26 protein-coding genes are annotated in these 26548 nt (G+C 70.8%); 7 read left to right on the forward strand and 19 right to left on the reverse strand.

Features of this window, described 5'->3' with window-relative positions; translation table 11 throughout:
• Window positions 1-58 precede the first annotated feature (58 nt).
• From I8920_RS09550 to rplS, 4 genes are all read right to left on the reverse strand, one after another.
• Window positions 59-382, reverse strand: a complete 324-nt coding sequence (locus I8920_RS09550; RefSeq protein WP_017888251.1) for a DUF2469 family protein — start codon at window positions 380-382, stop codon at window positions 59-61.
• 124 nt (window positions 383-506) lie between these two features.
• Window positions 507-1214: a ribonuclease HII gene (locus tag I8920_RS09555; RefSeq protein WP_198656142.1), complete on the reverse strand. Its 708-nt coding sequence runs from the start codon at window positions 1212-1214 to the stop codon at window positions 507-509.
• Window positions 1211-1954: a signal peptidase I gene (gene lepB / locus I8920_RS09560; protein WP_198656143.1), complete on the reverse strand. Its 744-nt coding sequence runs from the start codon at window positions 1952-1954 to the stop codon at window positions 1211-1213. Before lepB ends, I8920_RS09555 begins: the two co-directional genes overlap by 4 nt.
• A gap of 133 nt (window positions 1955-2087) precedes the next feature.
• Window positions 2088-2444 (reverse strand): 50S ribosomal protein L19, encoded by a 357-nt coding sequence (rplS, locus tag I8920_RS09565; RefSeq protein ID WP_198656144.1) that lies wholly within the window; start codon window positions 2442-2444, stop codon window positions 2088-2090.
• A 168-nt stretch (window positions 2445-2612) separates the two neighbouring features.
• On the opposite strand from rplS, the gene map reads away from it, so the two are divergent.
• Window positions 2613-3404: a type I methionyl aminopeptidase gene (gene map / locus I8920_RS09570; RefSeq protein WP_198656145.1), complete on the forward strand. Its 792-nt coding sequence runs from the start codon at window positions 2613-2615 to the stop codon at window positions 3402-3404.
• 151 nt (window positions 3405-3555) lie between these two features.
• Here map and trmD read toward each other — a convergent pair whose 3' ends face one another.
• The 5 genes from trmD to I8920_RS09595 all read right to left on the reverse strand — a co-directional run bounded on the left by trmD (window position 3556) and on the right by I8920_RS09595 (window position 7772).
• Entirely contained in the window at window positions 3556-4248 is a 693-nt protein-coding gene (trmD, locus tag I8920_RS09575; protein ID WP_198656146.1) for a tRNA (guanosine(37)-N1)-methyltransferase TrmD, read from the reverse strand.
• Between the two features lie 5 nt (window positions 4249-4253).
• A complete protein-coding gene (rimM, locus tag I8920_RS09580) occupies window positions 4254-4799 on the reverse strand; it encodes a ribosome maturation factor RimM (protein ID WP_198656147.1) in 546 nt (181 codons plus the stop codon).
• A gap of 19 nt (window positions 4800-4818) precedes the next feature.
• A complete protein-coding gene (locus I8920_RS09585; RefSeq protein WP_017888258.1) occupies window positions 4819-5055 on the reverse strand; it encodes an RNA-binding protein in 237 nt (78 codons plus the stop codon).
• 3 nt (window positions 5056-5058) lie between these two features.
• Window positions 5059-5472, reverse strand: coding sequence for a 30S ribosomal protein S16 (rpsP, locus tag I8920_RS09590; RefSeq protein ID WP_198656148.1), 414 nt, complete (start codon window positions 5470-5472; stop codon window positions 5059-5061).
• 164 nt (window positions 5473-5636) lie between these two features.
• Window positions 5637-7772, reverse strand: coding sequence for an FAD-dependent oxidoreductase (locus I8920_RS09595; RefSeq protein WP_198656149.1), 2136 nt, complete (start codon window positions 7770-7772; stop codon window positions 5637-5639).
• Window positions 7773-7860: 88 nt separating this feature from the next.
• Between I8920_RS09595 and I8920_RS09600 the strand changes: the two genes are divergently transcribed.
• Complete coding sequence (locus tag I8920_RS09600) at window positions 7861-9000, forward strand: glutamate--cysteine ligase (protein ID WP_198656150.1); 1140 nt, start codon at window positions 7861-7863, stop codon at window positions 8998-9000.
• A gap of 72 nt (window positions 9001-9072) precedes the next feature.
• Here I8920_RS09600 and ffh read toward each other — a convergent pair whose 3' ends face one another.
• Window positions 9073-10626: a signal recognition particle protein gene (gene ffh, locus I8920_RS09605; protein WP_198656151.1), complete on the reverse strand. Its 1554-nt coding sequence runs from the start codon at window positions 10624-10626 to the stop codon at window positions 9073-9075.
• A gap of 70 nt (window positions 10627-10696) precedes the next feature.
• Here ffh and I8920_RS09610 point away from each other — a divergent pair, with 70 nt between their 5' ends.
• The 3 genes from I8920_RS09610 to lipA all read left to right on the forward strand — a co-directional run bounded on the left by I8920_RS09610 (window position 10697) and on the right by lipA (window position 13269).
• Window positions 10697-11491 carry a nucleotidyltransferase domain-containing protein gene (locus I8920_RS09610; RefSeq protein WP_198656152.1) on the forward strand — a complete coding sequence of 265 codons (795 nt, stop codon included), beginning with the start codon at window positions 10697-10699 and terminating at the stop codon, window positions 11489-11491.
• A gap of 84 nt (window positions 11492-11575) precedes the next feature.
• Window positions 11576-12289 carry a lipoyl(octanoyl) transferase LipB gene (gene lipB, locus I8920_RS09615; RefSeq protein WP_198656153.1) on the forward strand — a complete coding sequence of 238 codons (714 nt, stop codon included), beginning with the start codon at window positions 11576-11578 and terminating at the stop codon, window positions 12287-12289.
• Window positions 12286-13269 (forward strand): lipoyl synthase, encoded by a 984-nt coding sequence (gene lipA / locus I8920_RS09620; protein ID WP_198656154.1) that lies wholly within the window; start codon window positions 12286-12288, stop codon window positions 13267-13269. Before lipB ends, lipA begins: the two co-directional genes overlap by 4 nt.
• Before the next feature lie 191 nt (window positions 13270-13460).
• On the opposite strand, the gene I8920_RS09625 is transcribed toward lipA, so the two are convergent.
• Complete coding sequence (locus I8920_RS09625) at window positions 13461-14486, reverse strand: TerC family protein (protein ID WP_198656155.1); 1026 nt, start codon at window positions 14484-14486, stop codon at window positions 13461-13463.
• 232 nt (window positions 14487-14718) lie between these two features.
• Here I8920_RS09625 and ftsY point away from each other — a divergent pair, with 232 nt between their 5' ends.
• Window positions 14719-15588, forward strand: a complete 870-nt coding sequence (ftsY, locus tag I8920_RS09630) for a signal recognition particle-docking protein FtsY (RefSeq protein WP_198656156.1) — start codon at window positions 14719-14721, stop codon at window positions 15586-15588.
• Window positions 15589-15671: 83 nt separating this feature from the next.
• A complete protein-coding gene (locus tag I8920_RS09635) occupies window positions 15672-15830 on the forward strand; it encodes a DUF4175 domain-containing protein (RefSeq protein WP_137767577.1) in 159 nt (52 codons plus the stop codon).
• Window positions 15831-16029: 199 nt separating this feature from the next.
• Here the strand turns inward: I8920_RS09635 and I8920_RS09640 are convergent, their stop codons facing one another.
• The 8 genes from I8920_RS09640 to I8920_RS09675 form a co-directional block, all read right to left on the reverse strand.
• On the reverse strand, window positions 16030-19806 hold the full coding sequence (locus tag I8920_RS09640) for an AAA family ATPase (RefSeq protein WP_198656157.1): 3777 nt from the start codon (window positions 19804-19806) through the stop codon (window positions 16030-16032).
• Between the two features lie 66 nt (window positions 19807-19872).
• Entirely contained in the window at window positions 19873-21090 is a 1218-nt protein-coding gene (locus I8920_RS09645; protein WP_198656158.1) for an AbaSI family restriction endonuclease, read from the reverse strand.
• A gap of 9 nt (window positions 21091-21099) precedes the next feature.
• Window positions 21100-22071, reverse strand: coding sequence for a bifunctional DNA-formamidopyrimidine glycosylase/DNA-(apurinic or apyrimidinic site) lyase (gene mutM / locus I8920_RS09650; RefSeq protein WP_198656159.1), 972 nt, complete (start codon window positions 22069-22071; stop codon window positions 21100-21102).
• A gap of 4 nt (window positions 22072-22075) precedes the next feature.
• Complete coding sequence (gene rnc / locus I8920_RS09655; RefSeq protein WP_232832711.1) at window positions 22076-22801, reverse strand: ribonuclease III; 726 nt, start codon at window positions 22799-22801, stop codon at window positions 22076-22078.
• Between the two features lie 13 nt (window positions 22802-22814).
• On the reverse strand, window positions 22815-23018 hold the full coding sequence (gene rpmF / locus I8920_RS09660) for a 50S ribosomal protein L32 (protein ID WP_017888273.1): 204 nt from the start codon (window positions 23016-23018) through the stop codon (window positions 22815-22817).
• 55 nt (window positions 23019-23073) lie between these two features.
• Window positions 23074-23682 carry a YceD family protein gene (locus I8920_RS09665; RefSeq protein ID WP_332873158.1) on the reverse strand — a complete coding sequence of 203 codons (609 nt, stop codon included), beginning with the start codon at window positions 23680-23682 and terminating at the stop codon, window positions 23074-23076.
• Window positions 23683-23763: 81 nt separating this feature from the next.
• Window positions 23764-24249, reverse strand: coding sequence for a pantetheine-phosphate adenylyltransferase (gene coaD, locus I8920_RS09670; protein WP_198656160.1), 486 nt, complete (start codon window positions 24247-24249; stop codon window positions 23764-23766).
• Window positions 24250-24287: 38 nt separating this feature from the next.
• On the reverse strand, window positions 24288-26516 hold the full coding sequence (locus I8920_RS09675; protein WP_232832712.1) for an ATP-dependent DNA helicase RecG: 2229 nt from the start codon (window positions 26514-26516) through the stop codon (window positions 24288-24290).
• Window positions 26517-26548: the final 32 nt, after the last annotated feature.

A 26548-nucleotide genomic window follows, 5' to 3' on the forward strand; every position in this document is an offset into this window, starting at 1 on the left:
TGCTCGGTTCCACACACCGGCGATTCCCTCGACAAAGCGGCAGAAGAAGAATTGACGATCACTCGTCGAGTGCGAGTTCCTTCGGCAGTTCGAGTTCCCGCGTCGTGAGTTCTTCGACGTTCACGTCCTTGAACGTCAGGACGCGCACGCCCTTCACGAACCGGTCGGAACGGTAGACGTCCCACACCCAGACGTCGTTCATCGTCAATTCGAAGTAGAAGTCGTGTTCCGTGTCCCGGCGCACGAGTTCGACCTCGTTCGCCAGGTAGAAACGTCGTTCCGTCTCGACCACGTAGCGGAACTGCGAAACCACGTCGCGGTACTCGCGGTACAGGGCCAGCTCGACCTCGCGGTCGTAGTCGTCGAATTCGTCCTCATCCATCGCGCCCACAGTCTACGGCGACGGACAGCCGAACGGACGACACCGCCGACCCGTCCCCAACAGCCGAACGGACGACACCGCCGACCCGTCCCGAACAGCCGGACGGACGACACCGCCGCCCGCCTCAGCCCGCGACGGCGTCCAGTTCCTCGAACCCGTCCAACGCCACGCTCGACGCCTGGTGCAACCACGACTTCCGGTGCAGCGCGTGCGCCCCGACGGCCCGGATGGCGTCGTAGTGCGCGGTGGACCCGTACCCCTTGTTCGACGCCCAGCCGTAGTGCGGCACCTCGTCGTGGGCGGCGATCATCACCGCGTCCCGGGCGACCTTCGCCACCACCGACGCAGCAGCCACGGACGCGCAGTCACGGTCGGCCTTGACCCGCACGACCACCTCGAGCGGATCCGCCGCGGGCCGGAGCGACGCGGGCACCGCTCGGCTCAACCAGTCGAACGACCCGTCCAGCACCACCACGGCGCCGTCGAGCGACACCCCCTGGTCGACCAGGGCCCCGAGCGCCTGGGCACCGGCAGCGCCGAGCGCCGGCACGATGCCCTGCTGGTCGACGTACTCGGCCGGGGCCATGCCCACCGCCGTGCGCGCCCAGCGCCGCACGACGGGCACCAGGTCGGTACGCCGCGTCTCGGAGAGCAGCTTGGAGTCGGCGAGGCCCTGCGGCACGCGGCCGATGTCGAGCGTCACCGCGGCGACCCCGACCCCGACGGGCCCGGCGATCGCGCCGCGACCGACCTCGTCCATCCCGATGACCGTGACGCGGCCCTCGGCGAGCAGACGCTTCTCGACCCGCAGGGACGGGCAGACGGCGGTCACTCGTCCCGCTCCTCCACACCGGCGAACACCTCGGGGTGGTCGTCGAGCCACGTCCAACGACTGGAGGGCCACGAGATGACGAACGCGCGGCCGGTCACGTCGGACAGCGGCACGAAGCCCTTCGACGGGGTGTCCCCGTTGTAGCGGGAGTCCTTCGAGTCGTTGCGGTTGTCGCCCATCACCCAGATGGTGCCCTTCGGCACGGTGACGGAGAAGTCGGTGGCAGAGGCGGGCGCACCGGGCGGCAGCTTGAGGTACGGCTCCTTGATGGGCACGCCGTTCACCGACATCTGGCCCAGGTCGTTGCAGCACGACACCTTGTCACCCGGCAGGCCGATGACCCGCTTGATCAGGTGGTCGTCACTGTCACCGGTACCGAGACCGACCTGGGTGAGGAGCCAGTCGATCGCCTTGGCCGGCTGCGTGTCCGGCGTGACGCTCGGCACCCCGGAACCCGTGAGCCACCCGCCCGGGTCCTTGAACACGACGACGTCGCCACGCTTGAGCGACACGACGTCCGGCACCAGCTCGTTGACGATGACCCGGTCGTTGATCTGCAGCGTGTTCTCCATCGACGCCGACGGGATGTAGAACGAGCGGATCAGGAAGGTCTTCACCAGGAACGACACGAGCAGTGCCGCGAGGAAGATGATGACGAGGTCGCGGAGGAATGTGAGGACGCCGTTCCGTTGCTTCTCGGCTCGGGGCCTGCGCACGGGTTCCTCTGTCGTGTCCGTCATTTCCGCTCTCGTTCACACCGTGTCCGGCCAGATGGAACGAACACAAAGGGAAAGCCCCCCGTCGATGCACAACCGTACATGGACGAGGGGCCCGTAGCGGCGTCCGGCTCGCGGACGCTCACTGTGAAGGCGATCAGGCGTCGCGCTTCTCCTTGATCTTGCGGCGGGCGGCCTTGCCGCGCAGCTCGCGCAGGTAGTAGAGCTTCGCACGGCGGACGTCACCCTTGGTGACGATCTCGATGTGGTCGATGATCGGCGAGTGCACCGGGAACCAGCGCTCGACGCCGACCTGGAAGCTCACCTTGCGGACCTTGAAGGTCTCGCCGATGCCGTGGCCCTGACGGCCGATGACGACACCCTGGAAGACCTGGATACGCGAGCGCGTGCCTTCGACGATGTTGACGTGCACCTTGATGGTGTCGCCGGGGCGGAAGTCCGGGACGTCGGTCCGCAGCGATGCTGCGTCGACGTTGTCGAGGAGCTGGCTCATGGTGGGTTTCACTCTCTGCGGACGCACACGGGTCGCCGCGGATCGAAGGTTCGGAAGGTGGTGGTGCGTGCCCGGTGTCGGCGACTCCCCCGTGGCAGAGTCCAGCCAGGGCACAGCGATCCATACTGCCACAGAGAGCGCGCGGGACAAAACGACGAGGATGGACCCATGATCGAACTCCGCACCCCTGCTGAGCTGGACGGGCTGCGTGTCGCCGGCCGGTTCGTGGCCGACGTCCTCGACGCACTGCTCGAGACGGTCGACGTCGGCGTCAACCTGCTCGACCTGGACCGCGTGTCGGCCCGGATGATCGCCGAGCGCGGCGCGGAGAGCTGCTACGTCGACTACCACCCGTCGTTCGGCAAGTCCCCCTTCGGCAAGAACCTCTGCACCTCGGTCAACGACGCCGCGCTGCACGGCCTCCCCCACGACCGCGTCCTGCAGGACGGTGACCTGGTGAGCCTCGACTTCGCCGCGAGCGTCGACGGCTGGGTCGCCGACTCCGCCGTCAGCGTGCAGGTCGGGACGCCCCGGGACGAGGACCAGGCCCTCATCGCGACGGTCGAGCGCGCACTGGCCGCCGGCATCGCCCAGGCGGCGCCGGGCAACAAGCTCGGCGACGTGTCGCACGCGATCGGGCACGTCGCGCGCCAGGCCGGTTACGACGTCAACCTGCAGTTCGGCGGCCACGGCGTCGGTCGCACGATGCACGGCGACCCGCACGTGCCGAACGACGGCCGTCCGGGGCGCGGGCTGAAGCTCCGCCCCGGGCTGGTCGTCGCGATCGAACCCTGGCTCATGCAGTCGACCGACGAGCTGTACCAGGACGACGACGGCTGGACGCTTCGCAGCGTCGACGGCTCGCGTGCCGCGCACGTCGAGCACACCGTCGCGGTCACCGAGGCCGGCCCCGAGGTCCTGACCCTGCGTCGCGCCCAGCGCGCCAACGCAACCACCTGACGGACGGGAGGCACGGCGCGGGCCCGCCCCGTGCCTCCAGGCCGACACGGCGGAGCCCGGTTTCGTGCTCAGCGACAGTTCACGGGGAACACACCGCGAGGAGTGTCGCTCAACGCGAAACTCGTGCAGCGGGCGCGAGCGCGAGCGCGCCCTACTCGTCGGGCAGCAGGTCCGGGCGGACGCGCCGCGTCCGCTCCACCTGCTGCTCGTGCCGCCAGGCACCGACGCGGGCGTGGTGCCCGCTGAGCAGGACGTCGGGGACGTCGAGGCCGCGCCACGACGCGGGCTTGGTGTACGAGGGGTACTCGAGCAGCCCGTCCTCGTGGGACTCCTCGACCAGCGACTCGGGGTTGCCGACCACACCGGGGACGAGTCGACCGACGGCCTCGATCATGGCCATCGCCGCGACCTCGCCGCCGTTCAGCACGTAGTCGCCCAGTGAGAGCTCGACGACGGTCGCGCGCGACGCCGCCCACTCGAACACCCGGGCGTCGATGCCCTCGTACCGCCCGCAGGCGAAGACGAGGTGCTCCGACGTCGACGCGAGCGAGCGCGCGATCGACTGCGTGAAGGGCGTGCCGGCGGGCGTCGGGACCACCAGGGTCGACGAACCGTCGGGGCGGAACAGCGCCTCGAGCGCCTGTGCCCACGGCTCCGGCTTCATCACCATGCCGGCGCCACCGCCGTACGGGGTGTCGTCGACGGTGCGGTGCCGGTCGGTGGTCCAGGCGCGCAGGTCGTGCACGTGCAGGTCGAGCAGGCCGCCGGAGCGGGCCTTGCCGAGCAGGGACACGTCGAGCACGGAGAAGAACTCCGGGAAGATCGTGACGATGTCGATCCGCACGGCAGCTAGTCCGTGACCGTCTCGGGGCGGGACGTGTCCTCGGGGTCCTCGAACAGCCCCTGCGGCGGCGTGACCGTGACGGTGCCGGCAGCGATGTCGACCGCGGGCACGATGGCCGAGACGAACGGCACGAGGACCTCGCCGCGGGAGGGCGTGTCGATCGCGAGCAGGTCCTGCGCGGGCATGTGGTCCACGCGTGCGACGGTGCCGACCTCGACGCCGTCGCGCAGGACCGTCAGCCCGACGAGCTGGTGGTCGTACCAGGCGTCGTCCTCGCCGGTCTCGGCGTCGGTGTCCTGTTCGACCCAGAGGATGACCCGGGCCAGGGACTCAGCCGCGGTGCGGTCGTCGATCCCGCCGAAGAACGCGACGGGGTGACCGTTGTACCAGCGGAGCTCGTCCAGCTCGAGGGTCTTGCCCGACCACGGTGAGTCGTCGGGGACCTGGAGCGTGAAGGTGGCACCCGGGGTGAACCGACGATCCGGGTCGTCGGTGTAGAGCTCGAGCTTGATGCCGCCCTTGAGCCCGTGCGCCTTCGTGATGCGACCCACCCGGAGCTGGGTCGTCTCCCTAGGAATCGGTGTCCACCACGTCGACCCGCACCCGCTTGCCGTCGGCCAGGGCCGTGACGAGGGTGCGGAGCGCCTTGGCGGTACGCCCGGCGCGACCGATCACACGGCCGAGGTCCTCGGGGTGCACACGCACCTCGAGGACCTCGCCGCGTGGGGAGGTGCTACTGGCGACGCGCACGTCGTCAGGGTGATCGACGATCCCCTTGACGAGGTGCGTCAGCGCGGATTCGAGCAAGGACTACGCCTCGGTCGTCTCGTCGGCGGTCTCGGCGTCGTCGGCCTTGGCGGCGGGAGCCGTCTTCTCCGACTTCGGCTTGAGGACGGCCTTCTTCGACGAGTCGGCCTGGAACGGCTGCTTCGGCTCGGCGACCTTGACCTTGGACTCGGTGTCCTTCTCGCCCTTGAACTTGGCCCAGTCGCCGGTCAGCTTGAGGAGGGCCGCGACCTGCTCGGTCGGCTGCGCGCCGACGCCGAGCCAGTAGAGCGCACGCTCGGACTCGATCTTGATGACCGAGGGCTCCTCGGTCGGGTGGTACTGACCGATCTCCTCGAGGACACGACCATCGCGCTTGGTGCGCGAGTCGGCGACGACGATGCGGTAGTAGGGCGCACGGATCTTACCGAGACGCTTCAGACGGATCTTGACAGCCACAATTGCTCCTGTTTGCTTTCGTTGTGGTTGAACTGGAACCGCGGGCGTGGGGGCACACACGGTGAAAGCTCGAGAGAGATCGCTCACAGCTGGATAGAGGGTCGAGCTGCGGCGATTCGACCGTTCATTCTTACAGATTCCCGGCCCTGATGCGAGCCGACGCGCTACGGCGCGAGTCGCCGGACGGCTTCGAGGGCCTCGGACGTCGCGCGGACCGCGTCCACGCTCCGCGCGTCCCGCGCTCCGCCCACGACGGCGAACGGCACGCCGGCGGCCTGGAGGCCCGTGGCGAGTCCGTCGGACACGTCGCCGCCGCCGTCGCTCGCCCGCTCCTGCCCGGCGCAGACCACCACGGTGTCCGCCGGCACGCCGACCTCGTCCCCGTGCTCGTCGCGGATCCAGAGCACACCGGGTTCGATGCGCAGGTACTCCTGCACGCCGCCGACCATCCGGACCCCGGCGTCACGCAGCCGGCCGACGGCGACCCAGCGCGAGGTGATGCCGATGCCCTGGCCGAACTTGCCCGTCCGCCGGAGCACCGTCACCTGGGATCCCGGACGGGTGGTGCGCGGCGCGGCGGGCAGCCGCTGCGGGACGTCGCCGACGAGCTCGTCCGACACGTCGAGGTCCCAGCGGACGGCGAACTCGGCGGCGCGGACGGCCTCGTCGGGCGACTCGGTCAGGAACGCCGCGGTGTCCACGCCGATCCCGCCGCCGCCGATCACCGCCACGGTCCCCTCGGGCACGCCGTCGCGGAGCGCCTGCTCGTAGCTCACGACGTGCGGCAGCTCGGCGCCCGGGACGTCGATCGCACGCGGCACCACCCCGTGGGCGAGCACGACGGCGTCGCTGCCGGCCAGGTCGGCGGCGGTGGCACGTCGGCCGAGGTGGATCGTCGCCCCGCGCTCGTCGAGCTCGGCCCGGGCCGACCGGACCGTGGCGGCGTAGTCCTCCTTGCCGGGCACCATCGCGGCGAGGCCGAACTGCCCGCCGAGCTGCTCGTCCGCCTCCCACAGCGTGACCCGGTGCCCGCGACGGGCGGCGTCCACCGCGGCGGCGAGACCGGCCGGCCCACCGCCGACGACGTCGACACGCTTCGGTTCGGTGGTCGGACGGGATGGGAACGCGACCTCGCGGGCGGCCCGCGGGTTCACCAGACAGGACACCGGTGCGCCGACGATCGAGCGGTCGAGGCACGCCTGGTTGCAGCCGATGCAGGTGTTGACGAGGGCGAACCGACCGGCCAGGGACCGTTCGACCAGCGCGGGGTCGGCGAGGAACGGCCGGGCGAGGGCGACGGCGTCGATCAGCCCGTCGGCGAGCACGGCCTCGCCGTCGCGCAGGTCGGTCATCCGGTTCGACGCGATCACGCGGACGTCCGGGTACGGCGAGGCACGCACCACCTCGGCGATCCGCGCCGCGTACGCGAGCCAGGCACCGTGCGGCACGGCGGCCTGCACGGTGGGGGTGCGGGACTCGTGCCAGCCGATGCCGACCGAGATCCCGTCGAGTCCGAGCGGCAGCAGGTCGTGCACGAGCGCGTCGACCTCGTCGTCGGTGGACGACCCCGGCATCAGGTCGGCGCCGGACAACCGGATCGTCACGGCCAGGTCGGGCACCGCGGCGCGCACGGCCCGGACGACCTCGACCGCGAAGCGCCGACGACGGACGGCGTCACCGCCCCACTCGTCGTCGCGCAGGTTCGTCAGCGGCGACTGGAACTGGTTGATGAGGTACCCCTCGGACCCCATGATCTCGACACCGTCGAACCCGATCGCACGGGCGCTGCGCGCCGCGGCCGCGAAGTCCTCGATGGTGCGCTCGACCTCGGCCGACGTCAGCTCCGTCGGCACCACCCCACGGGCCGCGGCCCACGGCAGGGCCGACGGTGCGACCACCCGCTGGGGTGCGCCGTCGCGGTCGACCATCGCCGACGCCAGCGCGTACCGGCCGGCGTGGAACAGCTGCGCGAGGATCGTCCCGCCTTCGTCGTGCACGGCGTCGACCGCCACGCGGAACCGCTCGTCCGCTCCCCCGACCCCGAACACGGCGAAGTCGGGACCCCCGCGAGCCTCGTCGTTCACCCCGATGCCGCCCGTGATGATGCACGACACGCCGCCCGCCGCACGTTCGCGGTAGAACGCCGCCATGCCCGCGCCGCCGTCGTCCTGCACCTCGAGCCCGGTGTGCATCGACCCCATGACCACCCGGTTGCCCAGGCGCAGGGGCCCGAGGGTCCAGGGGGAGGCGACCGTCCGGAGGGCGGTCGGCACGGTGGGGGCGGAAGCGACGCTGCTCATGTGCTCCATTCTGCGGTCTCCGTCCGCGAACCGCCCGACGGACGGACCGGACACCGCTGCCGGGCGTTCCGGGGACCCGCCGGGCAGGATGGACGGCATGGACATCCGCTTCACCGAGTCCCGCCCGTCGACCATCGGCGTCGAGTGGGAACTCCCGCTGGTCGACCGCTCGACCGGCGACCTCACGCCCCGCGCCCCCGCCGTCATCGCCGCCGTGCACGAGCGGCTCGGCGACCACGACCGGGTCACCGAGGAACTGCTCACAAACACCGTCGAGGTCGTGTCGAGCGTGCACGAACGCGTCGGTGCGGCGACGAGCGAGTTGTCCGGCATCATCGGCGAGGTCATCGACGCCGCCGAGCCGCTCGACGCCCAGGTGATGTGCTCCGGCACGCACCCGTTCGCCCTCTGGGACCAGCAGGAGATCACCGCGGACAGCGAGCACTACACGACGCTCATCGACCGCACCCGGTGGTGGGGGCGCCAGATGCTCATCTGGGGCGTCCACGTGCACGTCGGCATCGACGACCGCGACAAGGCCGTCCCGATCATGAACGCGATGCTCGCCTACGTCCCGCACCTGCAGGCGTTCACCGCGTCGAGCCCGTTCTGGGGCGGCACGGACACCGGCTACGCGTCGAACCGCGCGCTCATGTTCCAGCAGCTCCCGACCGGTGGACTCCCGCCGCAGCTCGGCGCGTGGGCGAACTTCGAGGAGGTCGTCGGCGACCTCACGCACACCGGCGTCATCGACGGCGTGAAGGACCTGCGCTGGGACATCCGCCCGTCGCCGGGCTGGGGCACCCTGGAGAACCGGGTCTCCGACGGCATCTCGACCCTGCACGAGGTCGGCGCCGTCACCGCGCTCGTGCAGTGCCTGGTCACCGCCTGCTCGGACCGGCTCGACGCCGGCGAGACCCTGCCCACGATGCAGCCGTGGTTCATCCGCGAGAACAAGTGGCGCGCGGCCCGCTACGGCATGGAGGCCGAGATCATCACGAACGTCGCCGGCGACGAGCGACTGGTGACCGACGAGGTGCACGACCTGGTGCAGCGACTCGACCCGATCGCCGAGCGGCTCGGCTGCCAAGACGAGCTGCACCACCTCGACACCATGATCGAGCGCGGCGCGTCGTACCAGCGACAGCTGCGGGTCGCGCAGGAGAACGGCGGCGACCTGCGCGCCGTCGTCCGCCACCTGGTCACCGAGTTCCGCGAGTCGCTCTAGACGCGGCCTGTGGACGGACAGGAGGCCCGTGGCGGGATCGCCACGGGCCTCCTGTCCGTCAGGGGGTCGGGCCTAGCGACCCAGGAACTTCTGCAGGCTCGCGAGCTCTTCCTCGGTCGGCGCCTTGGCGCCCTTGGCACCACCGAGGCCGAGGCCGGACCCCTTCGGGGCCTGCTGCGGTGCCGCCGCGGCGCCGGCCGCGAGGGCGGCACGCTTGGCGGGGTTGCCGACCTTCGACTTCTTCTTGCCGCCGCCCTGCTGCTGCTTCTTGCCACCGTGCATGCCCGGGATCGGACCCATGCCCGGCATCTGCGGGACACCACCGCGGGCGACGGTCTTCATCATCTTGGCGGCCTGCTCGAACCGGTTCACCAGGGCGTTGACCTCGGTCACGGTCGTGCCGGAGCCCTTGGCGATGCGGAGTCGGCGGGAGCCGTTGAGGAGCTTCGGCAGCTCGCGCTCCTGCTTGGTCATCGACTGGATGATCGCCTCGGTGCGGACGATCTCGCCCTCGTCGAAGTTGTCGAGCGCCTCGCGCATGCCCTTCGCGCCGGGGAGCATGCCGAGCATGCCCTTGATCGACCCCGCCTTGCGCAGCTGCTGCATCTGCTCGAGGAAGTCGTTGAGCGTGAACGAGTCGCTCGCGATCTTCTCGGCGACCTTGCGCGCCTCGTCCTCGTCGAAGGCCGACTGCGCCTGCTCGATGAGGGACAGGATGTCGCCGAGGTCGAGGATGCGGCTCGCCATGCGGTCCGGGTGGAACGGCTCGAAGTCGTCGAGCGACTCACCCGTCGACGCGAACATGATGGGGCGACCCGTGACACTGGCGACCGACAGGGCCGCACCACCGCGGGCATCGCCGTCGAGCTTCGACAGGACGACACCGGTGAAGTCGACGCCCTCCTGGAAGGCGCGCGCGGTCGTCACGGCGTCCTGACCGATCATCGCGTCGATGACGAACAGGACCTCGTCCGGGTCGACGGCCTTGCGGATGTTCGCGGCCTGCTTCATCAGCTCGGCGTCGACGCCGAGCCGACCGGCGGTGTCCACGATGACGGTGTCGTACTGCTGGTCGACCGCGGCCTTGATGGCGTTCTTGGCGACCTTGACCGGGTCGCCGACGCCGTTGCCGGGCTCGGGTGCGAAGACGTGGACGCCGGCCTGCTCGCCGACGACCTGCAGCTGCTGCACGGCGTTCGGACGCTGCAGGTCCGCCGCGACGAGCATCGGGGTGTGGCCGTCCTTCTTGAGCCACTTGCCGAGCTTGCCGGCGAGGGTCGTCTTGCCGGCACCCTGCAGACCCGCGAGCATGATGACCGTCGGCGGCTTCTTCGCGAACTCCAGGCGTCGCTGCTGCCCGCCCAGGATGCCGACGAGTTCCTCGTTGACGATCTGGACGACCTGCTGCGCCGGGTTGAGCGCGCGGTTGACCTCGTCGGAGAGCGCACGTTCGCGCACCGAGGCGGTGAACGCCTTGACGACCTCGAGCGCGACGTCGGCGTCGAGGAGCGCCCGCCGGATCTCGCGGACGGTGCCGTCGACGTCGGACGGAGTCAGCCGACCCTTGCTCCGCAGGTTGCGGAAGGTCTCGGTCAGCCGATCGGAGAGTGAACCGAATTGCGCCATGATCCGTCGATTCTACCGGTAGACGAGCAGATCACCGGATCCGGGGTCCAGCGCTCGGTATCGTCGAGGCATGCGCGCCGTCCCCGAGGAGCTCGACCCCGCGGTGGTCGCCGAGATCGACGGGCGCCTCGCGCGTCTGCAGACCGAGCTCGGCGTGACGATCCCCTGGGCGATCGAGAGCGGCAGCCGCGCCTGGGGCTTCCCGTCCCCCGACAGCGACTACGACTGCCGGTTCCTGTACGTGCGACGGCCCGACGACTACCTGTCGCTCTGGCCCAGCCGTGACGTCATCGAGACGCCGTTGGACAAGGTCTTCGACGTCAACGGGTGGGACCTCGCCAAGACGGTCCGCCTGGCGGTGAACGGGAACGCGACGGTCGGCGAGTGGCTGCGGTCACCGATCGTGTACTCGGGCGACGAGGGCTTCCGCGACCGCCTGCTGGCGTTCGTGGCGAGCGTGGCCGACCGCGGGCGCATCGGCCGGCACTACCTGCACGTCGCCGATCGGCAGTACGAGCGCGAGGTCACGCTGAAGCGCTTCTTCTACGTGCTCCGCACCGCTGCCTCGCTCCGCTGGCTGCGGGAGCACCCGGAGAGCGCCACGCCGCCGATGGACCTGCCGACGCTGCTCGCCGAGTCGACGGTCGACCGCGCGGTGGCCGACGCCACGGCGGAACTCATCGCGGTGAAGGCACGGACGCGCGAGGTCGGCACCGGCACCCCGCCCGGTGTCCTCGTCCGTTTCGTCGACGCGGAACTCGACCTGGCACGGTCCTTCGACGACCTGCCGCCCGAGAACTCCTCCGCCGACGCGCACGCCCGAGCGGATGCGTACTTCCTCGGCGAGCTCGACCGGCTGCGCTGACCAGGACGGGGCCCGCGAGGGCTGTCCTGATCGTGGTCCTCCTGGTTGTTGGACGCCGTCCAGAAACTGTCGTACGCTCGCCGCATGCCGGAACTCGAGATCCTGCGACCGACCGGGCTGCTCGACCACGCGGACGGGGTCCGCCTGCAGCAGGCCCTGCGCGCCGACGTCGTCGCCGGCCGTTCCCCCGGAGCCCTCGTGCTGTGCGAACACCCGTCCGTGTACACCGCCGGCCGTCGCACCGAGCCGTCCGACCTGCCGACCGACGGCTCCCCCGTGGTGGACGTGGACCGTGGCGGACGCATCACGTGGCACGGACCCGGACAGCTCATCGCGTACCCGGTGCTCCGGTTGCCCGCGCCGATCGACGTCGTCGCCTGGGTGCGCGACCTCGAGCAGGTCGTCATCGACGTCGCAGCCACCGTCGGGGTGCACGCCGAGCGGATCGCGGGTCGGAGCGGCGCGTGGGTGCCGGGCGTCGACGGCTCCCCCGCCGCCAAGGTCGGCGCCGTCGGCCTGCACGTCGCCGACGGGGTGACGACCCACGGCATCGCGATCAACTGCGACAACGCGCTCGACGCCTACGCCGCGATCGTGCCGTGCGGCATCGCCGACGCCGGGGTCACGACGCTCAGTGCGGCGGCGGCCCGCACCGGCGGCGGACCGGTGACGGTCGACCTCCTGGCGCCGCTCGTCGCGCGCCGCGTGCAGGACGCCGTCGACGGCATGCACGCGGGCCGCCGGATCAGCACCGCCGCCCCCAGCACCGCGCCAGCACGTCAGGAGACCCTCGTATGACACTCGCCCCCGAAGGCCGCCGCATGCTCCGGGTCGAGGCCCGGAACGCCGAGACCCCGATCGAGACGAAGCCCGCGTGGATCAAGACCCGCGCCACGCAGGGCCCCGAGTTCCGCGACCTGTCGGCCCTGGTGCGGGAAAAGCAGCTGCACACCGTCTGCCAGGAGGCCGGCTGCCCGAACATCTTCGAGTGCTGGGAGGACCGTGAGGCCACCTTCCTGATCGGTGGCTCGCAGTGCACCCGCCGGTGCGACTTCTGCCAGATCGACACCGGCAAGCCGGAGCCGCTCGACCGCGACGAGCCCCGACGGGTCGCCGACTCGGTCGCGTCCATGGGGCTCAAGTACGCCACCGTGACCGGGGTGGCCCGCGACGACCTGCCCGACGGCGGCGCCTGGCTCTACGCCGAGACCATCCGCCAGATCCACGAGCACTCCCCCGGCACGGGCGTCGAGATCCTGGTGCCGGACTTCAACGGCCGTCCGGACCAGCTCGGCCAGGTGTTCGACGCCCGCCCGGAGGTCTTCGCGCACAACGTCGAGACGGTGCCGCGGATCTTCAAGCGCATCCGCCCCGCGTTCACGTTCGAGCGCTCCCTCGACGTCATCACCCAGGGCCGGGACGCTGGGCTCGTGACGAAGTCGAACCTGATCCTCGGCATGGGCGAGGACCGCGCCGAGATCGAGGACGCCCTGCTGCGCCTGTACGACGCCGGCACCGACATCATCACGCTGACGCAGTACCTCCGCCCCTCGCCGCGGCACCTGCCCGTGGCGCGCTGGGTGGCGCCGGACGAGTTCGTCGCGCTGCGCGAGGTCGCCGAGCAGATGGGCTTCGCCGGTGTGCTCGCCGGGCCGCTGGTGCGGTCGTCCTACCGGGCGGGCCGGTTGTGGGCCCGGGCGACGGTGGCCCGCGGTGGCTCGGTGCCCGAGCACCTGTCCTACCTGCTCGATGCAGCGCCGGGCCGCCAGGCCGTCTGACGCTCCGGACGCTCCGGACGCTCGGCCGGATCGCACGACGCGGCCGACACTTCGCGCCAGGCGACACCTCACGGGCCGGGGAGCACGTGGACTGTCGCTCAGGCCGAAAGCCCGCGTCCGGCCGACACCGAGACGGACGGGAGGCGCGGTGCCAGCCGGCACCGCGCCTCCCGTCCGTCAGCTGGGGACGACTACTTCGCGTCGGCCTCGACCGTCTCCTTCGGCTGGCCCGAGGGCGTGAGGCCACGCTCCACGCGCTTCTTCGAGACGACGAGCGACGCGACCGTGGCGACCGCGATGGTCAGCGCGATGAAGCTCAGCGAGAACCAGATCGGGATCTCCGGCGCCCACTCGATGTGCTCGCCACCGTTGATGAAGGGCAGCTCGTTGACGTGCATGGCGTGGAAGACGAGCTTCACACCGATGAACGCCAGGATGACGGCCAGCCCCTGACCCAGGTAGATGAGGCGCTCGAGCAGGCCGGCGATCAGGAAGTACAGCTGGCGCAGACCGAGCAGCGAGAACGCGTTCGCGGTGAAGACGATGAAGGCGTCCTGCGTCAGCCCGAAGATCGCGGGGATCGAGTCGAGCGCGAACAGCACGTCGGTCAGGCCGATCGCGACCATGACGAGCAGCATCGGCGTGAACAGGCGCTTGCCGTCGACGCGGGTGGTCAGACGGTCGCCGTCGTAGTGGTCCGACGTCGGGATGATGCGCTTGAGGATCCGGATGAGCCGCGAGTCGCCCTCGTCGCCGTGGTCGTTGCCGCTGCGGGCCTGCGACCAGGCGAGCCAGAACAGCAGCGCACCGAACAGGTAGAAGACCCACGAGAAGTTCTCGATGATCGTGACGCCGAGGGCGATGAAGACACCGCGTGCGACGAGCGCGATCGCGACGCCGACCAGCAGGACCTTCTGCTGGAACTCCTTCGGCACCGCGAAGCTCGACATGATGATGAGGAAGACGAACAGGTTGTCGACCGACAGTGCCTTCTCGGTCAGCCACCCGGCGAAGTACTCACCGCCGGCCTGTCCGCCGCCGAACACCAGGATGCCGACACCGAACAGGATCGCCAGGCCGATGTAGAACACCGACCAGAACGCCGATTCACGGATGTGCGGGACGTGCGGCGTGCGCACGTGCGAGTAGAAGTCGAACACCAGCAGGGCCAGGATGCCTGCGATGGTGATGAGCCAGACGAAGAGTGGGACGTCCACGGTTTCCTTCAGGTAGGGCGTCGCACGGGACACGTGCTGCGTGTCGCGCGGGTACGCTGAGGCCTGAAGGTCTCTTCCGTCGCGCTGCACCGGAACCGGTACGGCACGACCGGCGCCCCGGAGCCGGATCGTTCCGGCCCGTACTGACGGGGACACCGAGAGGGAATACTCCCCTTCGTGTCACCGAGCATACCGGGCACGGCGGACATGTGCCGCGCTCTAAGCTGGGAGCATGGCGAGTTCCTGGTCACTGTCCTCACGGCTGCGCGGCCTGTTCCAGCGCAAGACGATCGACGAGACCACGTGGGAGGACCTGGAGACCGCCCTGATCGGCGCGGACTTCGGTCCCGACGTCTCCGAGGCGATCATCGAGGACCTGCACGCGCGCGTCGACCGCTACGGCACGACGGACCCCGCGGACCTGCAGCGCATGCTCCGCGAGGTCCTCGAGGAACGGCTGTCGAAGCTCGACACGACCCTGAAGCTCAGCGCTCGGCCCGCCGTGGTGCTCGTGGTCGGGGTGAACGGCGTCGGCAAGACCACCACCATCGGCAAGTTCGCCAAGTTCCTGAAGACCTACGACCGCACGGTGCTCGTCGGGGCGGCGGACACGTTCCGCGCTGCAGCGGTCGAGCAGGTCGCCACCTGGGCCCAGCGCGCCGGCGTCGACGTCGTCCGGCCGTCGCAGCCCGGGCAGGACCCGGCGTCGGTGGCGTACCAGACCGTCGAGAAGGCGATCCGCGACCAGACCGAGATCGTCGTCATCGACACCGCGGGTCGACTGCACACCAAGGCCGGCCTGATGGACGAGCTCACCAAGATCAAGCGCGTGGTCGAGAAGCAGACCGAGATCAGCGAGGTGCTCCTCGTCCTCGACGCGACGACCGGGCAGAACGGGCTCGCCCAGGCCCAGGCCTTCATCGAGGGTGCCGGCGTGACCGGCCTCGTCATCACGAAGCTCGACGGTTCGGCCAAGGCCGGCTTCGTGCTCAGCGTGCAGGAGAAGACCGGCATCCCGATCAAGCTCATCGGGCAGGGCGAGGGCATCAACGACCTGACCGGCTTCACGCCGCACGTCTTCGTGCAGAACCTGGTCGGCTGAGCGAACGCGATCGCACCCCGAGGAGTAGCGTCTCCGGCGGTCCGGGCGTCTGCTCGGTCTCGTTCCAGGGATAGGAGACCCTCATGCCCGCACTGCTGATCATCGCGATCATCGTCGGCCTCGTCCTGCTCTTCAGCGGCATCTTCGTCGGTGCGCTGAAGTTCCTGCTCTGGGTGGGCATCGTGCTCATCCTGCTGGCGGTCATCGGCTGGTTGCTCCGGAGCATCCGCGGTCGCGCGTAGCGACCCGGCGTCCGCTCCGGACGCACGAACGAACGGGAGGCGCGGTGCCAGCTGGCACCGCGCCTCCCGTCTGTCGTCCGGTCGCGTCCCGGCGTCGCGGGCGTGACCGGTCCTCGGGCTGACCGACACCTCACGCAACCGCGGGCGCGTGAAGTGTCGGTGAGCGCGTGAGCACGCGGGCGCCGCGCAGGCGATCGCGCTACGCGACGGCCCCGGCGCGCTGCTGCACCCGCTGGCCGACCACGGCGGAGACGCCGTCCTGCCGCATCGAGACCCCGTACAGGGCATCGGCGATCTCCATCGTGCGCTTCTGGTGCGTGATGACGATGAGCTGGGACGACTCGCGCAGCCGCTCGAACACGGTCAGCAGGCGCCCGAGGTTGGCGTCGTCGAGTGCTGCCTCGACCTCGTCCATGATGTAGAACGGCGACGGCCGCGCGGTGAAGATCGCGACGAGGAGCGCCACCGCGGCCAGGGACCGCTCACCGCCGGACAGCAGCGTCAGGCGGTCGATCTTCTTGCCGGCGGGCTTCACCTGCACGTCGATGCCGGTGCCGAGCAGGTCGGTCGGGTCGGTGAGCGTGATCGACCCCGAGCCGCCCGGGAACAGGATCGGGAAGATGACGTCGAAGGCGTCCTTCGTGTCGTTGAACGCCGACTCGAAGATCGTCTGCATCTTCGAGTCGAGTTCCTCGATGATCGTCAGCAGGTCCGTCCGGGTCTTCTGCAGGTCCTCGAGCTGCTCGGCGAGGAACGCGTGCCGCTGCTCGAGCGCCTGGAACTCCTCGAGCGCCAGCGGGTTCACCTTGCCGAGCTGCCCGAGGTCGCGCTCGGCCGCCTTCAGCCGGCGCTCCTGCTCGGCGCGGACGTAGGGCACGGTCTCGACGTCGGCCGGGTCGACCTCGTCGGTGGTGTCGAACTCGGGCAGTGCGGGGCCGCCGGGCAGGGTGGACTCGGCGTCGACGAGGGCCACGTCGTCGGCGTCGTCGGCGTCGGTACCGTCGTCCGGACGGGCGGCGCCGTCTGCCTCCGTGCCTGCGTCTGCGTCTGCGTCCGGTACCGGGACGCCCGCCGCCTCGGCAGCCGCTGCCGCCGCCGCCCGCTCGGCGGCACGGTGCTTCCGCGCCAGCACCCGGGGGTCCACGAGCACGTCGACGGGCACCGGCACGTGCGGCCCGTACTCGCGCACGAGCACGGCCTCGGTCAGCCCGAGCTCGCTCAGCGCCCGGTCGAGCACGCCGGACACGTGCAGCTTCTTCTCGTAGATCTCCATCTCGAGCGAGTGCACGCCGTCAGTGATGGTCTGCAGCCGGTCGCGGAGCTCGCGTTCCTCGGTGCGGATGGTCTGCAGCTCGGTGTTGCGCTTCGACCGCTCGGCTTCCTCGGTGGCCAGCTGGACGCGGGCCTCTGCGAGCGAGCGGTCGACGGCGCCGAGCAGCCCGGGCAGGTCGGCGAGGACCTCCTCGGCGGTGCGGATCTGCCCGCGGCGGATCACGGCGAGCCGGGCGGCCTCCTCGGCGGCGGCGCGCTCGGCCTCGAGCTGGCGTTCGAGCTGGTCGGCACGGCCCCGTTCGGCGCGGACCCGCTCGCGCACGGTCTCCACCTGGACGCGCTGCTCGACCTCCGCCGCACGTGCGGTCTCGAGCGCGTCCTGCAGCGCCGGACGCTCCGAGGCGTCGACCACCGGGCGCTCCTGCTCGGTGAACGTCCGCGACGCGGCTTCCGCCTCGGCCAGGGCGGCGTCGGCCGCCTCGACGGCACCGTCCGTCTCGGCCAGGGCAGCCCGCAGTCGCTCCACCTCGGCAGCGGCGTTCTCGGCCTTCGCCCGGGTCGACGCGCTCGTGCGGTCGTACTCGGCCGTCGCCCGCGTGTACGCGCGCGACGCCGCGTCGGCCTCGTCCGCACGGCGGCGTGCGTCCTCGACGGCGCTGCGCGCGGCCTGGAGGCCCGTGGCCGCGTCCTCGGCGTCCGTCGCGATTGCGTCGCGCCGGGTGACGGCGTCGTCGCGTTCGGCGGCGAGCTCGATGCGCGAGGTCACGCGCTCCCCGCCGCCGGTCACGCGGACCGCACGGACCAGGTCACCGGACCGCGTGACGACCGTGGCCTGCGGGGCGGCGGTCAGCAGCGCCTCCAGGTCGACGTCGGCGGCGTCGCTCGTGCCGTCCGCGACGAGCGTGTCGTGCAGGATGGCGGCCAGTGCCGGCGGCCCCTGCACCAGGTCGACCGCACGACGGACGCCCGCGGGCAACCGGTCGGGCAGCTGCGTGGGGGTCGTCGGTGCGTCCGCGACCACGACGTCGATGCGACCGAGGTCGGCTTCGCGGGCGTGGTCGACGGCGTCGAGCGCAGCTCCGCGGTCGTCGGCGAGGACGGCGTCGGCGAGACCCTCGAGCGCCGTCGCGATCGCGCCCTCGTACCCGGCGTCCACGGTCAGGCTGTCCGCCAGGCGGCCGACGATGCCGGCGCGGCTGGCGTCGATCAGGGCCTGCGAGCCGTCGCGGACCTCGATCGACATGGCGAGCGCCGTCACGCGGGCGTCCAGGGCGTCGCGTTCGCGTTCCAGGGCGTGCAGTCGGTCCCTGCGCTCGTCGCGGGAGGCCTGCGCGCGTTCCAGGTCGCCGCGGGCCTGCTCGAGGTCCCGTGCCAGCGCGGTCTCGTCGACCCCCTCGGACGGGTCGGTGCCGAGTTCGGCGAGGGCGGCCGCGGCACGTTCGGCGCGCTCCCCCGCCTCGCTCAGTGCACGCTCCCGCCGCTCGCGGTCGGCGACGGCGGAACCGCGCCTCGACCGGGCGACGTCGACCGCGCTCGACAGCCGCTGCGCCTCGAGGTCGTGCTGCGAGACGCGTGCGGCCTGCGCGGCGATCCGTTCGTCCAGGGCGTCGAGCGCGGCACGGGCGTCCTGCACCGCGCGCGCGGTCTCCGCCGACCCGCCCTGCATCGCGTCGGCGCGGGCGGCCAGGCGGTCCGCTTCGGCACGGACGCCGGCGACCTGCTCGGGCGTGACGGAGGGGCCCTGCTGCGGGGCGTCGGCCTGCTGCGCGAGGAACATCAGGCGCTGGTTCGCCAGACTCGACAGGCCGCGCAGGCGTTCCTGCACGCTCTCGAGCCGGTGCACCACCGTGCGGGCGCGGTCGACGTCGTCGCCGACCATGCTCTGCTCCACGTGCTGCTGCCGCGCCCGGGTCTGGTCGAGCCGCTCGGTCAGGACGATCCGCTCGGACTTCCGGCCGGCCTCGACCTCCTGGTGGTCGTGCAGCTCGCGGCGCAGGCGCACCACGTCGTCGGCGAGGATGCGGGCCTTGGCGTCGCGGAAGACCGCGGCGACCGACTGCGCCTTGCGGGCGACCTCGGCCTGGCGTCCGAGCGGCTTGAGCTGCCGCCGGATCTCGCCGGCCAGGTCGGACAGGCGGGTCAGGTTCGTCTGCATCGCGTCGAGCTTGCGGAGGGTCTTCTCCTTGCGTCGACGGTGCTTCAGGATGCCGGCGGCCTCCTCGATGAAGCCACGGCGGTCCTCCGGGGTGGCGTGCAGCACCTTGTCGAGCTGTCCCTGCCCGACGATCACGTGCATCTCGCGGCCGAGGCCGGTGTCGCTCAGCAGCTCCTGCACGTCGAGCAGTCGGCAGTTCTCGCCGTTGATCGCGTACTCGCTGCCGCCGTTGCGGAACAGGGTGCGCGAGATCGTGACCTCGGAGTACTCGATCGGCAGCAGGCCGTCGCTGTTGTCGATGGTCAGCAGCACCTGGGCGCGGCCGAGCGGCCCGCGGGTCGAGGTACCCGCGAAGATGACGTCCTCCATCTTGCCGCCGCGCAGGGTCTTCGCGCCCTGCTCCCCCATCACCCAGGCGAGGGCGTCGACGACGTTCGACTTGCCCGAACCGTTCGGACCGACGATGCAGGTGACGCCCGGCTCGAACGCGAAGGTCGTCGGCTGCGCGAAGGACTTGAACCCCTTGATGGTCAGGCTCTTCAAGTACATGCGGTCTCCGGGTGTGCTCGCTTGCGAGTGCTGGCCCGCTGCTGGGTTGTGCTGCTCGGCGTCAGGCTAACGCGTAGGCGCGCCGAGTCTCGGCAACTGGACCGAGTCAGACACCAGTCGGCACACCTCGAACCAGACACCGTCGATCGCGCGATGCCCGATCGGCGCGCTGAAGACCCCGACGAACTGAAATCCCCTTCGGCCAATCGCATCCTTCGTGCGGACGAAGGTGATGCGTCGGGCCCCGTCCCAGCGGTGACCATCGGGGGTCCAAGCGACCGGCTCCCGGTCGATCGAGCTCTCGAACTGGGCAGCGACATCGGCGGGGACTCCGTACTCCCATGCGGGAAGTGGCTTGGCTTTGGCGAGAGAAGCCGCTTTACGGCGAGCAGCTGATGCCTCGCTCGGCGCCGCCTGCCCAATGAGCACCTCATCGCCTTCAGTCATGATCCAGTTGAGCCAACCCGCGGTGTTGGTCGTTCGGAAACCGGTCTTGGGGTCGTGAACAGCGAGAGTCGGACACCAAACGACGTCACTAGAGCCCGTCAGCTCGATGTTTGTCGTGAAGTGGTCGGACCCGGTGCCTGTCCCATTCCCTCGACCGAACAATTCACGCACCTCACCGTTTGACCGGAAGAAGAATCCATCGGCGGCGCGCAATGCACCGGCCCGGAGCGCGAGCTGCCAGTCGGGCACGTCCAGGGGCCAGGCCACCGGCCCAGCGAGGGCCCACTCGAAGTCCCCGCGCTCCACCTGGCTTTTTCGCTCCCTAATGATTGCAACAACCTTATCGATGCGTTCTAGCACTGTCGCCGGAGATACGGCCTTTCCCGTTTCGTCGGTCTGCACTCGAACACGCTCTTCACGGTAGCCAGGGATGGCGCGCTCAATGTCCTGACGCCGGGCGTCGTCCGCGGCTTCGGGGTCTTGAGCGTCATGCTGCGCCTCGTCACATTCGATGCCGAGGCGAAGCGCCGGGAAGTAGAGGTCGATGTATGCACGCTGCTTGCTCTCGGCGAGCGTGCGTTCCGGAGCCAGATTCACCAGCGCGAGACCGTCGCGCTGAACCCGACGATTCACGTACTGCTGCGTGACGGGACGAAGGGTCTCATCGCTCAACGCGTTCCAGATTGCATTAACAACGTAGTTCTCGTACTTCTTCCCGGTCGTACGCCTGGAGAGCGTGGCCACGAGATACTCGAAGTTGTCGCGCGTCGCCTGCCGCAGGTCCGTCAGCGGAGCGGCATCGGTGGACTCATGTGTCCCCATCACACTGTCAATCACCATTTCAGGCTAACGCGTGCGGGCGCGGGGGCGCGGCTGGCACACGGGGCAGATGTGGCTCGACCGGTTCATGAACGCCTCGCGCACGATCGTCGTGCCGCACCGCGGGCAGGGCTTCCCCTGCTGCCCGTACACGTTCAGGCGCTGCGAGAAGTACCCGGATTGCCCGTTGACGTTGACGTACTGCGCGTCGAAGCTCGTGCCGCCGTCCTCGAGCGCCCGCCGCAGGACACTGCGGACCTCGTCGAGCAGCCGGCGCAGGTCGGCGCGGGTGAGCCGGTCGGCCGCGCGGTCGTAGTGCAGCTTCGCGGCCCACAGGGACTCGTCGGCGTAGATGTTGCCGATCCCGCTCACGACGCCCTGGTCGAGCAGCACCCGCTTGATGCCGCTCGAACGCTTGCGGGCCATCGCGGTGAAGCGGTCGTCGTCGAACGCGGGGTCGAGCGGGTCGCGGGCGATGTGGGAGACCTGGCCCGGCACCCAGCGGCGCCACGCGGCATCCGGGTCGGCGTCGTCCACGTGTCCGGCGAACCCGGCGGGCGCGCCGTCGACCGTCGGGACCATCGCGTCGATCGCCATCGAACCGAACGTGCGCTGGTCGACGAACTCGAGCTCGACGCGGGCTTCGGCGTTCCCGGTCCGGTCGGCCCCCGCCGGCTGCACGTCGATCAGGATCCGTCGGTGCCTGGCCGCCGGTCGACCGCGGCCGAGCAGGATCTGTCCGCTCATGCCGAGGTGTGCGACGAGGGCCTCGGGGCGGTCGCCGTCGTGCTCGGGCTGCAGCGGCATCCAGAGGAACTTGCCACGGCGGACCGCGGCGGCGATGGTGCGGCCGGTCAGCCGTTCCGCGAAGTCCTCGGACGGGCCGTCGTGCCGGGTGAGGGCACGGTCGTCGACGACGTCGACGTGCAGGACCCGCGCGCCGCTGACCGCGGGTTCGAGGCCGGCGCGGACGACCTCGACCTCGGGGAGTTCGGGCACGCGGTCAGGCCGCTCGACCGGACAGGCGGGTCCAGGCGTCGAGCGCGGCGGCCATCTCGGCGGCCTTCTTGCTCGATCCGGTCCCGGTGGCGACGTCCTCGCCCTGCAGGACGACGGTTGCGCTGAAGGTCTTGTCGTGGTCGGGTCCGGTCTCGGTGACGCGGTACGCCGGGTTGCCCAGGGACTGGCTCGACGCGAGCTCCTGCAGGCTCGTCTTCGGGTCCATCGCGGCGCCGAAGCGGTCCGGGTCGATCATGAGCGGTTCGACCAGCCGCAGCACGAGCTCGGTCGCGGGGTCGGGACCGGCGGACAGGTAGGTCGCGCCGATGACTGCTTCGACCGTGTCGGCCAGGATCGACGACTTGTCGCGGCCACCGGTCTGCTCCTCGCCCTTGCCGAGGCGCAGGTAGCTGCCGAGCCCGACCATGCGGGCGATCTCGGCCAGTGCCACGGTCGACACCAGGCTCGCTCGACGCTTCGCGAGGTCACCCTCGTCGAGGTCCGGGAAGGACCGGTAGAGCTTCACGGTCACGGCCTGGCCGAGGATCGAGTCGCCGAGGAACTCCAGGCGCTCGTTGTGCTTGATGCCCCCGTGCTCGTAGGCGTACGAGCGGTGCGTCAGGGCGAGCTGGAGCAGCTCGAGGTCGATGTCGACCCCGAGGATGCCCTGCAGACGAACGACGTCCGGCCCCACGGGGCGAGACCCCGCAGCGCCGGACGTCGTCGACATGCGTTCGGTCCGATCAGACGTCGGCGACCTTGCGGCCCTTGTACTCCATGTACAGGGGGGTGCCGGCCGAGTCCTCGACGACCTTCGCGCGGTGCGGGAGGCTGTAGGTGACCTGACCGTTCTCGATCGTCTTCACGAGCTGGATCGGCGTGGCCTTCCACTGCGAACGACGGGCGTGCGTGTTCGCACGGGACTGCTTGCGCTTGGGAACGGCCATGGTGAATCTCTTTCGGTTGGTCGGTGGTCGGTTCGGGGGCTGGCGGTGTCGGGGCCTACTCGGCCTCGGCCCGCTCCTCGCCCTCGGTGGTCTTCGGTGCGGTGGTGTCACCGTCGGTCTGGTCTGCGGCGCGGTCTTCTGCATCGCTGTCGAGCTGGACCGCGCTGAGCGCCGCCCACCGCGGATCCAGGACCTGTCGAGCGGGCTGCTCGCCGAGGTCGGCCAGACGCTCACCCGTCACCGGGTCGAGTCCTGGGCAGTCCGGTCGGCAGACCGGCTGGAACGGCAGCGACAGCACCACCGCATCTCGAACGACCTGTTCGGTGTCCACGTGGTCATCGCGAACGAAGAAGTCGAAATCCTCCGAGGCATCATACGCGAACAGCTCGGCGAAATCGACCTCGATGGGTTCGCTGATCTCGATGAGGCAGCGCGAGCACTCCCCCGTCGCGTCGGCCGAGGCGTGGCCGGACACGAGGACGCCCTCGTGCAGCCCCTCGAGCTTGACGTCGATCCGGAGCTCGGCGCCCTGTCGGACGGCGATCAGACCGGCACCCATCGCGTCGGGCACCGTGATGTCGAGCGTGTGCTCGCGCATCTCGCCCGGCCGGTGCGCGAGGTCGCGCACGCGCAGGGCGTAGGGGCTGTTCACGGGGGAAGACACGATCGACGAGCCTAGCGCGATCGGGACCGAGAGTCGAGGTGGCGACAGGCGTGTCCGGACGTGGTGGTGCAGCGAGCGTGCTCAGCGCGCCGCGAGGGCGTCCGCGACCGCCTTCGGCACGTACGGCGTCACGTCGCCCCCCAGGGTCGACACTTGGCGGATGAGCGAGCTCGACACGTGCGCTCGCGAGGCCTCCGGCAGCAGGAACACCGTCTCGACGTCGGCGAGGTGGCGGTTCATGATCGCCATCGGGGTCTCGTAGGCGACGTCCTCGCCGGACCGCACGCCCTTGACCAGCACCTTCGCACCGACCTGGCGGCAGTAGTCGACCAACAGCCCGGACGTCCACTCGCCCACGGTCACGGTGTCCGGCGCGCCGACCTCGACGAGCGACTCGCGGATGAGCCGTACGCGGTCGACCGCCTCGAACATCGCGGGCTTCTTGTCCGGGTTGTGGACCACCAGGACGTGCACCTCGTCGAACAGGCCCGCCGCACGCCCGATGACGTCGAGGTGCCCGAGGGTGACGGGGTCGAAGGAACCGGGGACCACCGCGATCTGCGCCATGCCAGCGACGATACCGCCAGCGCTGCGGTGGACCGTCGTCAATTCTTGCCGAGGAACGCCGCGTCGGACTCGTCCAGGCGCCGGGCCAGGGCGTCGCGGAGCGCCGGGGAGCCGTCGAGCTCCGGGTCGGGCTCGAGCACGCGCTCGGCTTCTTCGCGCGCGTCGACGATGAGGTCGGCGTGCTCCACCACCCGGAGCAGGTTGAGCGAGGACCGCCCACCGGACTGCCGTTCGCCGAGCACGTCGCCCTCTCGTCGGAGTTCGAGGTCGACCCGGGCGAGCTCGAACCCGTCGTCCGAGGCGGCCACCGCGTCGACCCGCTCACGCGAGGTGGTCTCGAGCTCGGCCGTCGTGACGAGCAGGCACACGCCCGCCCACTGCCCACGACCGATGCGGCCGCGCAGCTGGTGCAGCTGCGAGACCCCGAACCGGTCGGCGTCGAGGACGGCCATCATCGCCGCGTTCGGCACGTCGACCCCGACCTCGATCACGGTCGTCGCGACCAGCACGTCGAGGTCGCCGGCGGCGAAGGACGTCATCACGCGGTCCTTCTCGTCGGCGGTCATCCGGCCGTGCAGCACGGCGATGCGGCGCCCCTCGAGCACGGGCATCGTGCGCATCCGCTCGGCGGTCGCGAGCACGGTCGCCGGAGCGCGCCGCGGGGCGTCGTCCTCGCCCTCGGTCGCCGCGGGTTCGCCGTCGTCCTCGGTGTGGGCCTCGTCGATGGCGGGACACACCACGAACGCCTGCCGGCCCTTCGCGAGTTCCTCGGCCATCCGCGACCAGATCCGGGACTCCCACCCCGGGTGCTCGGCGAGCGGGACCGTGAAGGTCTCGACGCCGGCGCGGCCGGACGGCAGACCGGTGATGGTCGAGACGTCGAGGTCGCCGAAGACCGTCATCGCGACGGTGCGCGGGATCGGGGTCGCGGTGAGGACGAGCACGTGCGGCGGGGTCGCGCCCTTGGTCCGGAGGGCCTCGCGCTGCTCCACACCGAACCGGTGCTGCTCGTCGACGACGACCAGGCCGAGCTCGGCGAAGTCCACCCGGTCGCCCAGGAGCGCGTGCGTGCCGACGACCAGCCGCGAGCTGCCCGACGCCGCCGCCAGCAGGGCACGCCGGCGTTCGTCGGTGGACTGGGAGCCCGTCAAGATGACCGGTCGGAGCTCGGCGGCCAGGTCCGGTCCGAGGAACTTCACGATGGACCGCAGGTGCTGCGCGGCCAGCACTTCGGTCGGGGCGATGAGCGCGGACTGCCCGCCGGACTCGGCCACCGTGAGCATCGCGCGGATCGCGACGAGGGTCTTGCCGGAGCCGACCTCGCCCTGCACCAGCCGGTGCATGGGCCAGGTGCGCGCGAGGTCCTGGTCGACGTCGGCGCCGACGGCCCGCTGGTCGTCGGTCAACGTGAAGGGCAGCGAGGCGTCGAAGCGCTCGAGGATCCCACCGGGAGCCGCCACCCGGGGCGTCGCCGCGGTGCGCCGCGCTGCGATCCGGCGCTGCACCAGGGCGGTCTGCAGCACGAACGCCTCGCGGTAGCGCAGGGCGTCCTGCGCGCGCTTGAAGTCGGCGACCTTCTCGGGGCGGTGCAGCAGCTCGAGGGCGCGGCGGAACGGCACGAGGTCGAGTCGCGACCGCGCGGACGCCGGCACCGGGTCGGGCAGGTCCGGCAGGGTGTCGAGGACGATCCCGATGGACTTCGCGATCTGCCACGACGTGAGCGACGCGGTCGCCGGGTAGATCGGGATCGGCTGGCGCGACCACCGGATCGCTTCGTCGGAACCGGGCTCGGCGGTGGCGCGGGGGTCGTCGGGGTCGAACAGCTCGTAGTCCGGGTGGGCGAGCTGCCGGGCGCCCCGGTAGTCGCTGACCTTGCCGGAGAAGATGCCCCGGGCACCGGGCACGAGGTCCTTCGTGCGCCACCCCTGGTTGAAGAACGTGAGGGTGAGCAGGCCCTTGCCGTCGCCGATCTTCGCTTCGAGGATCGAGCCGCGGCGCGCACGCATGGTCCGTTCGCGGACGTCGACCACCTCGGCCACGATCGTGACCGGCTCGCCGATCGCGAGCGAGTCGAGGGCGGTCAGTGCCCCACGCTCGGCGTAGCGGCGGGGCGCGTGCTCGAGGAACTCCCCCACCGTGCGGTACCCGAAGGCCTTCTCGATCGCGGTCGCCGTGCGGCCACCGAGCACGTTCGCGAGCCGCGCGTCGAGCGGCGCCGGACCGAGGTCGGGCGCGGCCGGCGCAGCGGGGGTTCCGGAGGTGACCACGCTCCAACGGTACCGGGCACGACCGACCTCAC

The organism is Curtobacterium sp. YC1 (genome assembly GCF_016267665.1).
Classification (GTDB): Bacteria; Actinomycetota; Actinomycetes; order Actinomycetales; family Microbacteriaceae; genus Curtobacterium.

Bases quoted from the DNA above. Each gene is read 5' to 3' on its own strand.
- I8920_RS09550 (WP_017888251.1), bottom strand. From the start codon at position 382: ATGGATGAGGACGAATTCGACGACTACGACCGCGAGGTCGAGCTGGCC.
- lepB (WP_198656143.1), bottom strand. From the start codon at position 1,954: ATGACGGACACGACAGAGGAACCCGTGCGCAGGCCCCGAGCCGAGAAG.
- rplS (WP_198656144.1), bottom strand. From the start codon at position 2,444: ATGAGCCAGCTCCTCGACAACGTCGACGCAGCATCGCTGCGGACCGAC.
- map (WP_198656145.1), top strand. From the start codon at position 2,613: ATGATCGAACTCCGCACCCCTGCTGAGCTGGACGGGCTGCGTGTCGCC.
- I8920_RS09595 (WP_198656149.1), bottom strand. From the start codon at position 7,772: ATGAGCAGCGTCGCTTCCGCCCCCACCGTGCCGACCGCCCTCCGGACG.
- I8920_RS09600 (WP_198656150.1), top strand. From the start codon at position 7,861: ATGGACGGCATGGACATCCGCTTCACCGAGTCCCGCCCGTCGACCATC.
- ffh (WP_198656151.1), bottom strand. From the start codon at position 10,626: ATGGCGCAATTCGGTTCACTCTCCGATCGGCTGACCGAGACCTTCCGC.
- I8920_RS09610 (WP_198656152.1), top strand. From the start codon at position 10,697: ATGCGCGCCGTCCCCGAGGAGCTCGACCCCGCGGTGGTCGCCGAGATC.
- lipB (WP_198656153.1), top strand. From the start codon at position 11,576: ATGCCGGAACTCGAGATCCTGCGACCGACCGGGCTGCTCGACCACGCG.
- lipA (WP_198656154.1), top strand. From the start codon at position 12,286: ATGACACTCGCCCCCGAAGGCCGCCGCATGCTCCGGGTCGAGGCCCGG.
- ftsY (WP_198656156.1), top strand. From the start codon at position 14,719: ATGGCGAGTTCCTGGTCACTGTCCTCACGGCTGCGCGGCCTGTTCCAG.
- I8920_RS09635 (WP_137767577.1), top strand. From the start codon at position 15,672: ATGCCCGCACTGCTGATCATCGCGATCATCGTCGGCCTCGTCCTGCTC.
- I8920_RS09640 (WP_198656157.1), bottom strand. From the start codon at position 19,806: ATGTACTTGAAGAGCCTGACCATCAAGGGGTTCAAGTCCTTCGCGCAG.
- rnc (WP_232832711.1), bottom strand. From the start codon at position 22,801: ATGTCGACGACGTCCGGCGCTGCGGGGTCTCGCCCCGTGGGGCCGGAC.
- rpmF (WP_017888273.1), bottom strand. From the start codon at position 23,018: ATGGCCGTTCCCAAGCGCAAGCAGTCCCGTGCGAACACGCACGCCCGT.
- coaD (WP_198656160.1), bottom strand. From the start codon at position 24,249: ATGGCGCAGATCGCGGTGGTCCCCGGTTCCTTCGACCCCGTCACCCTC.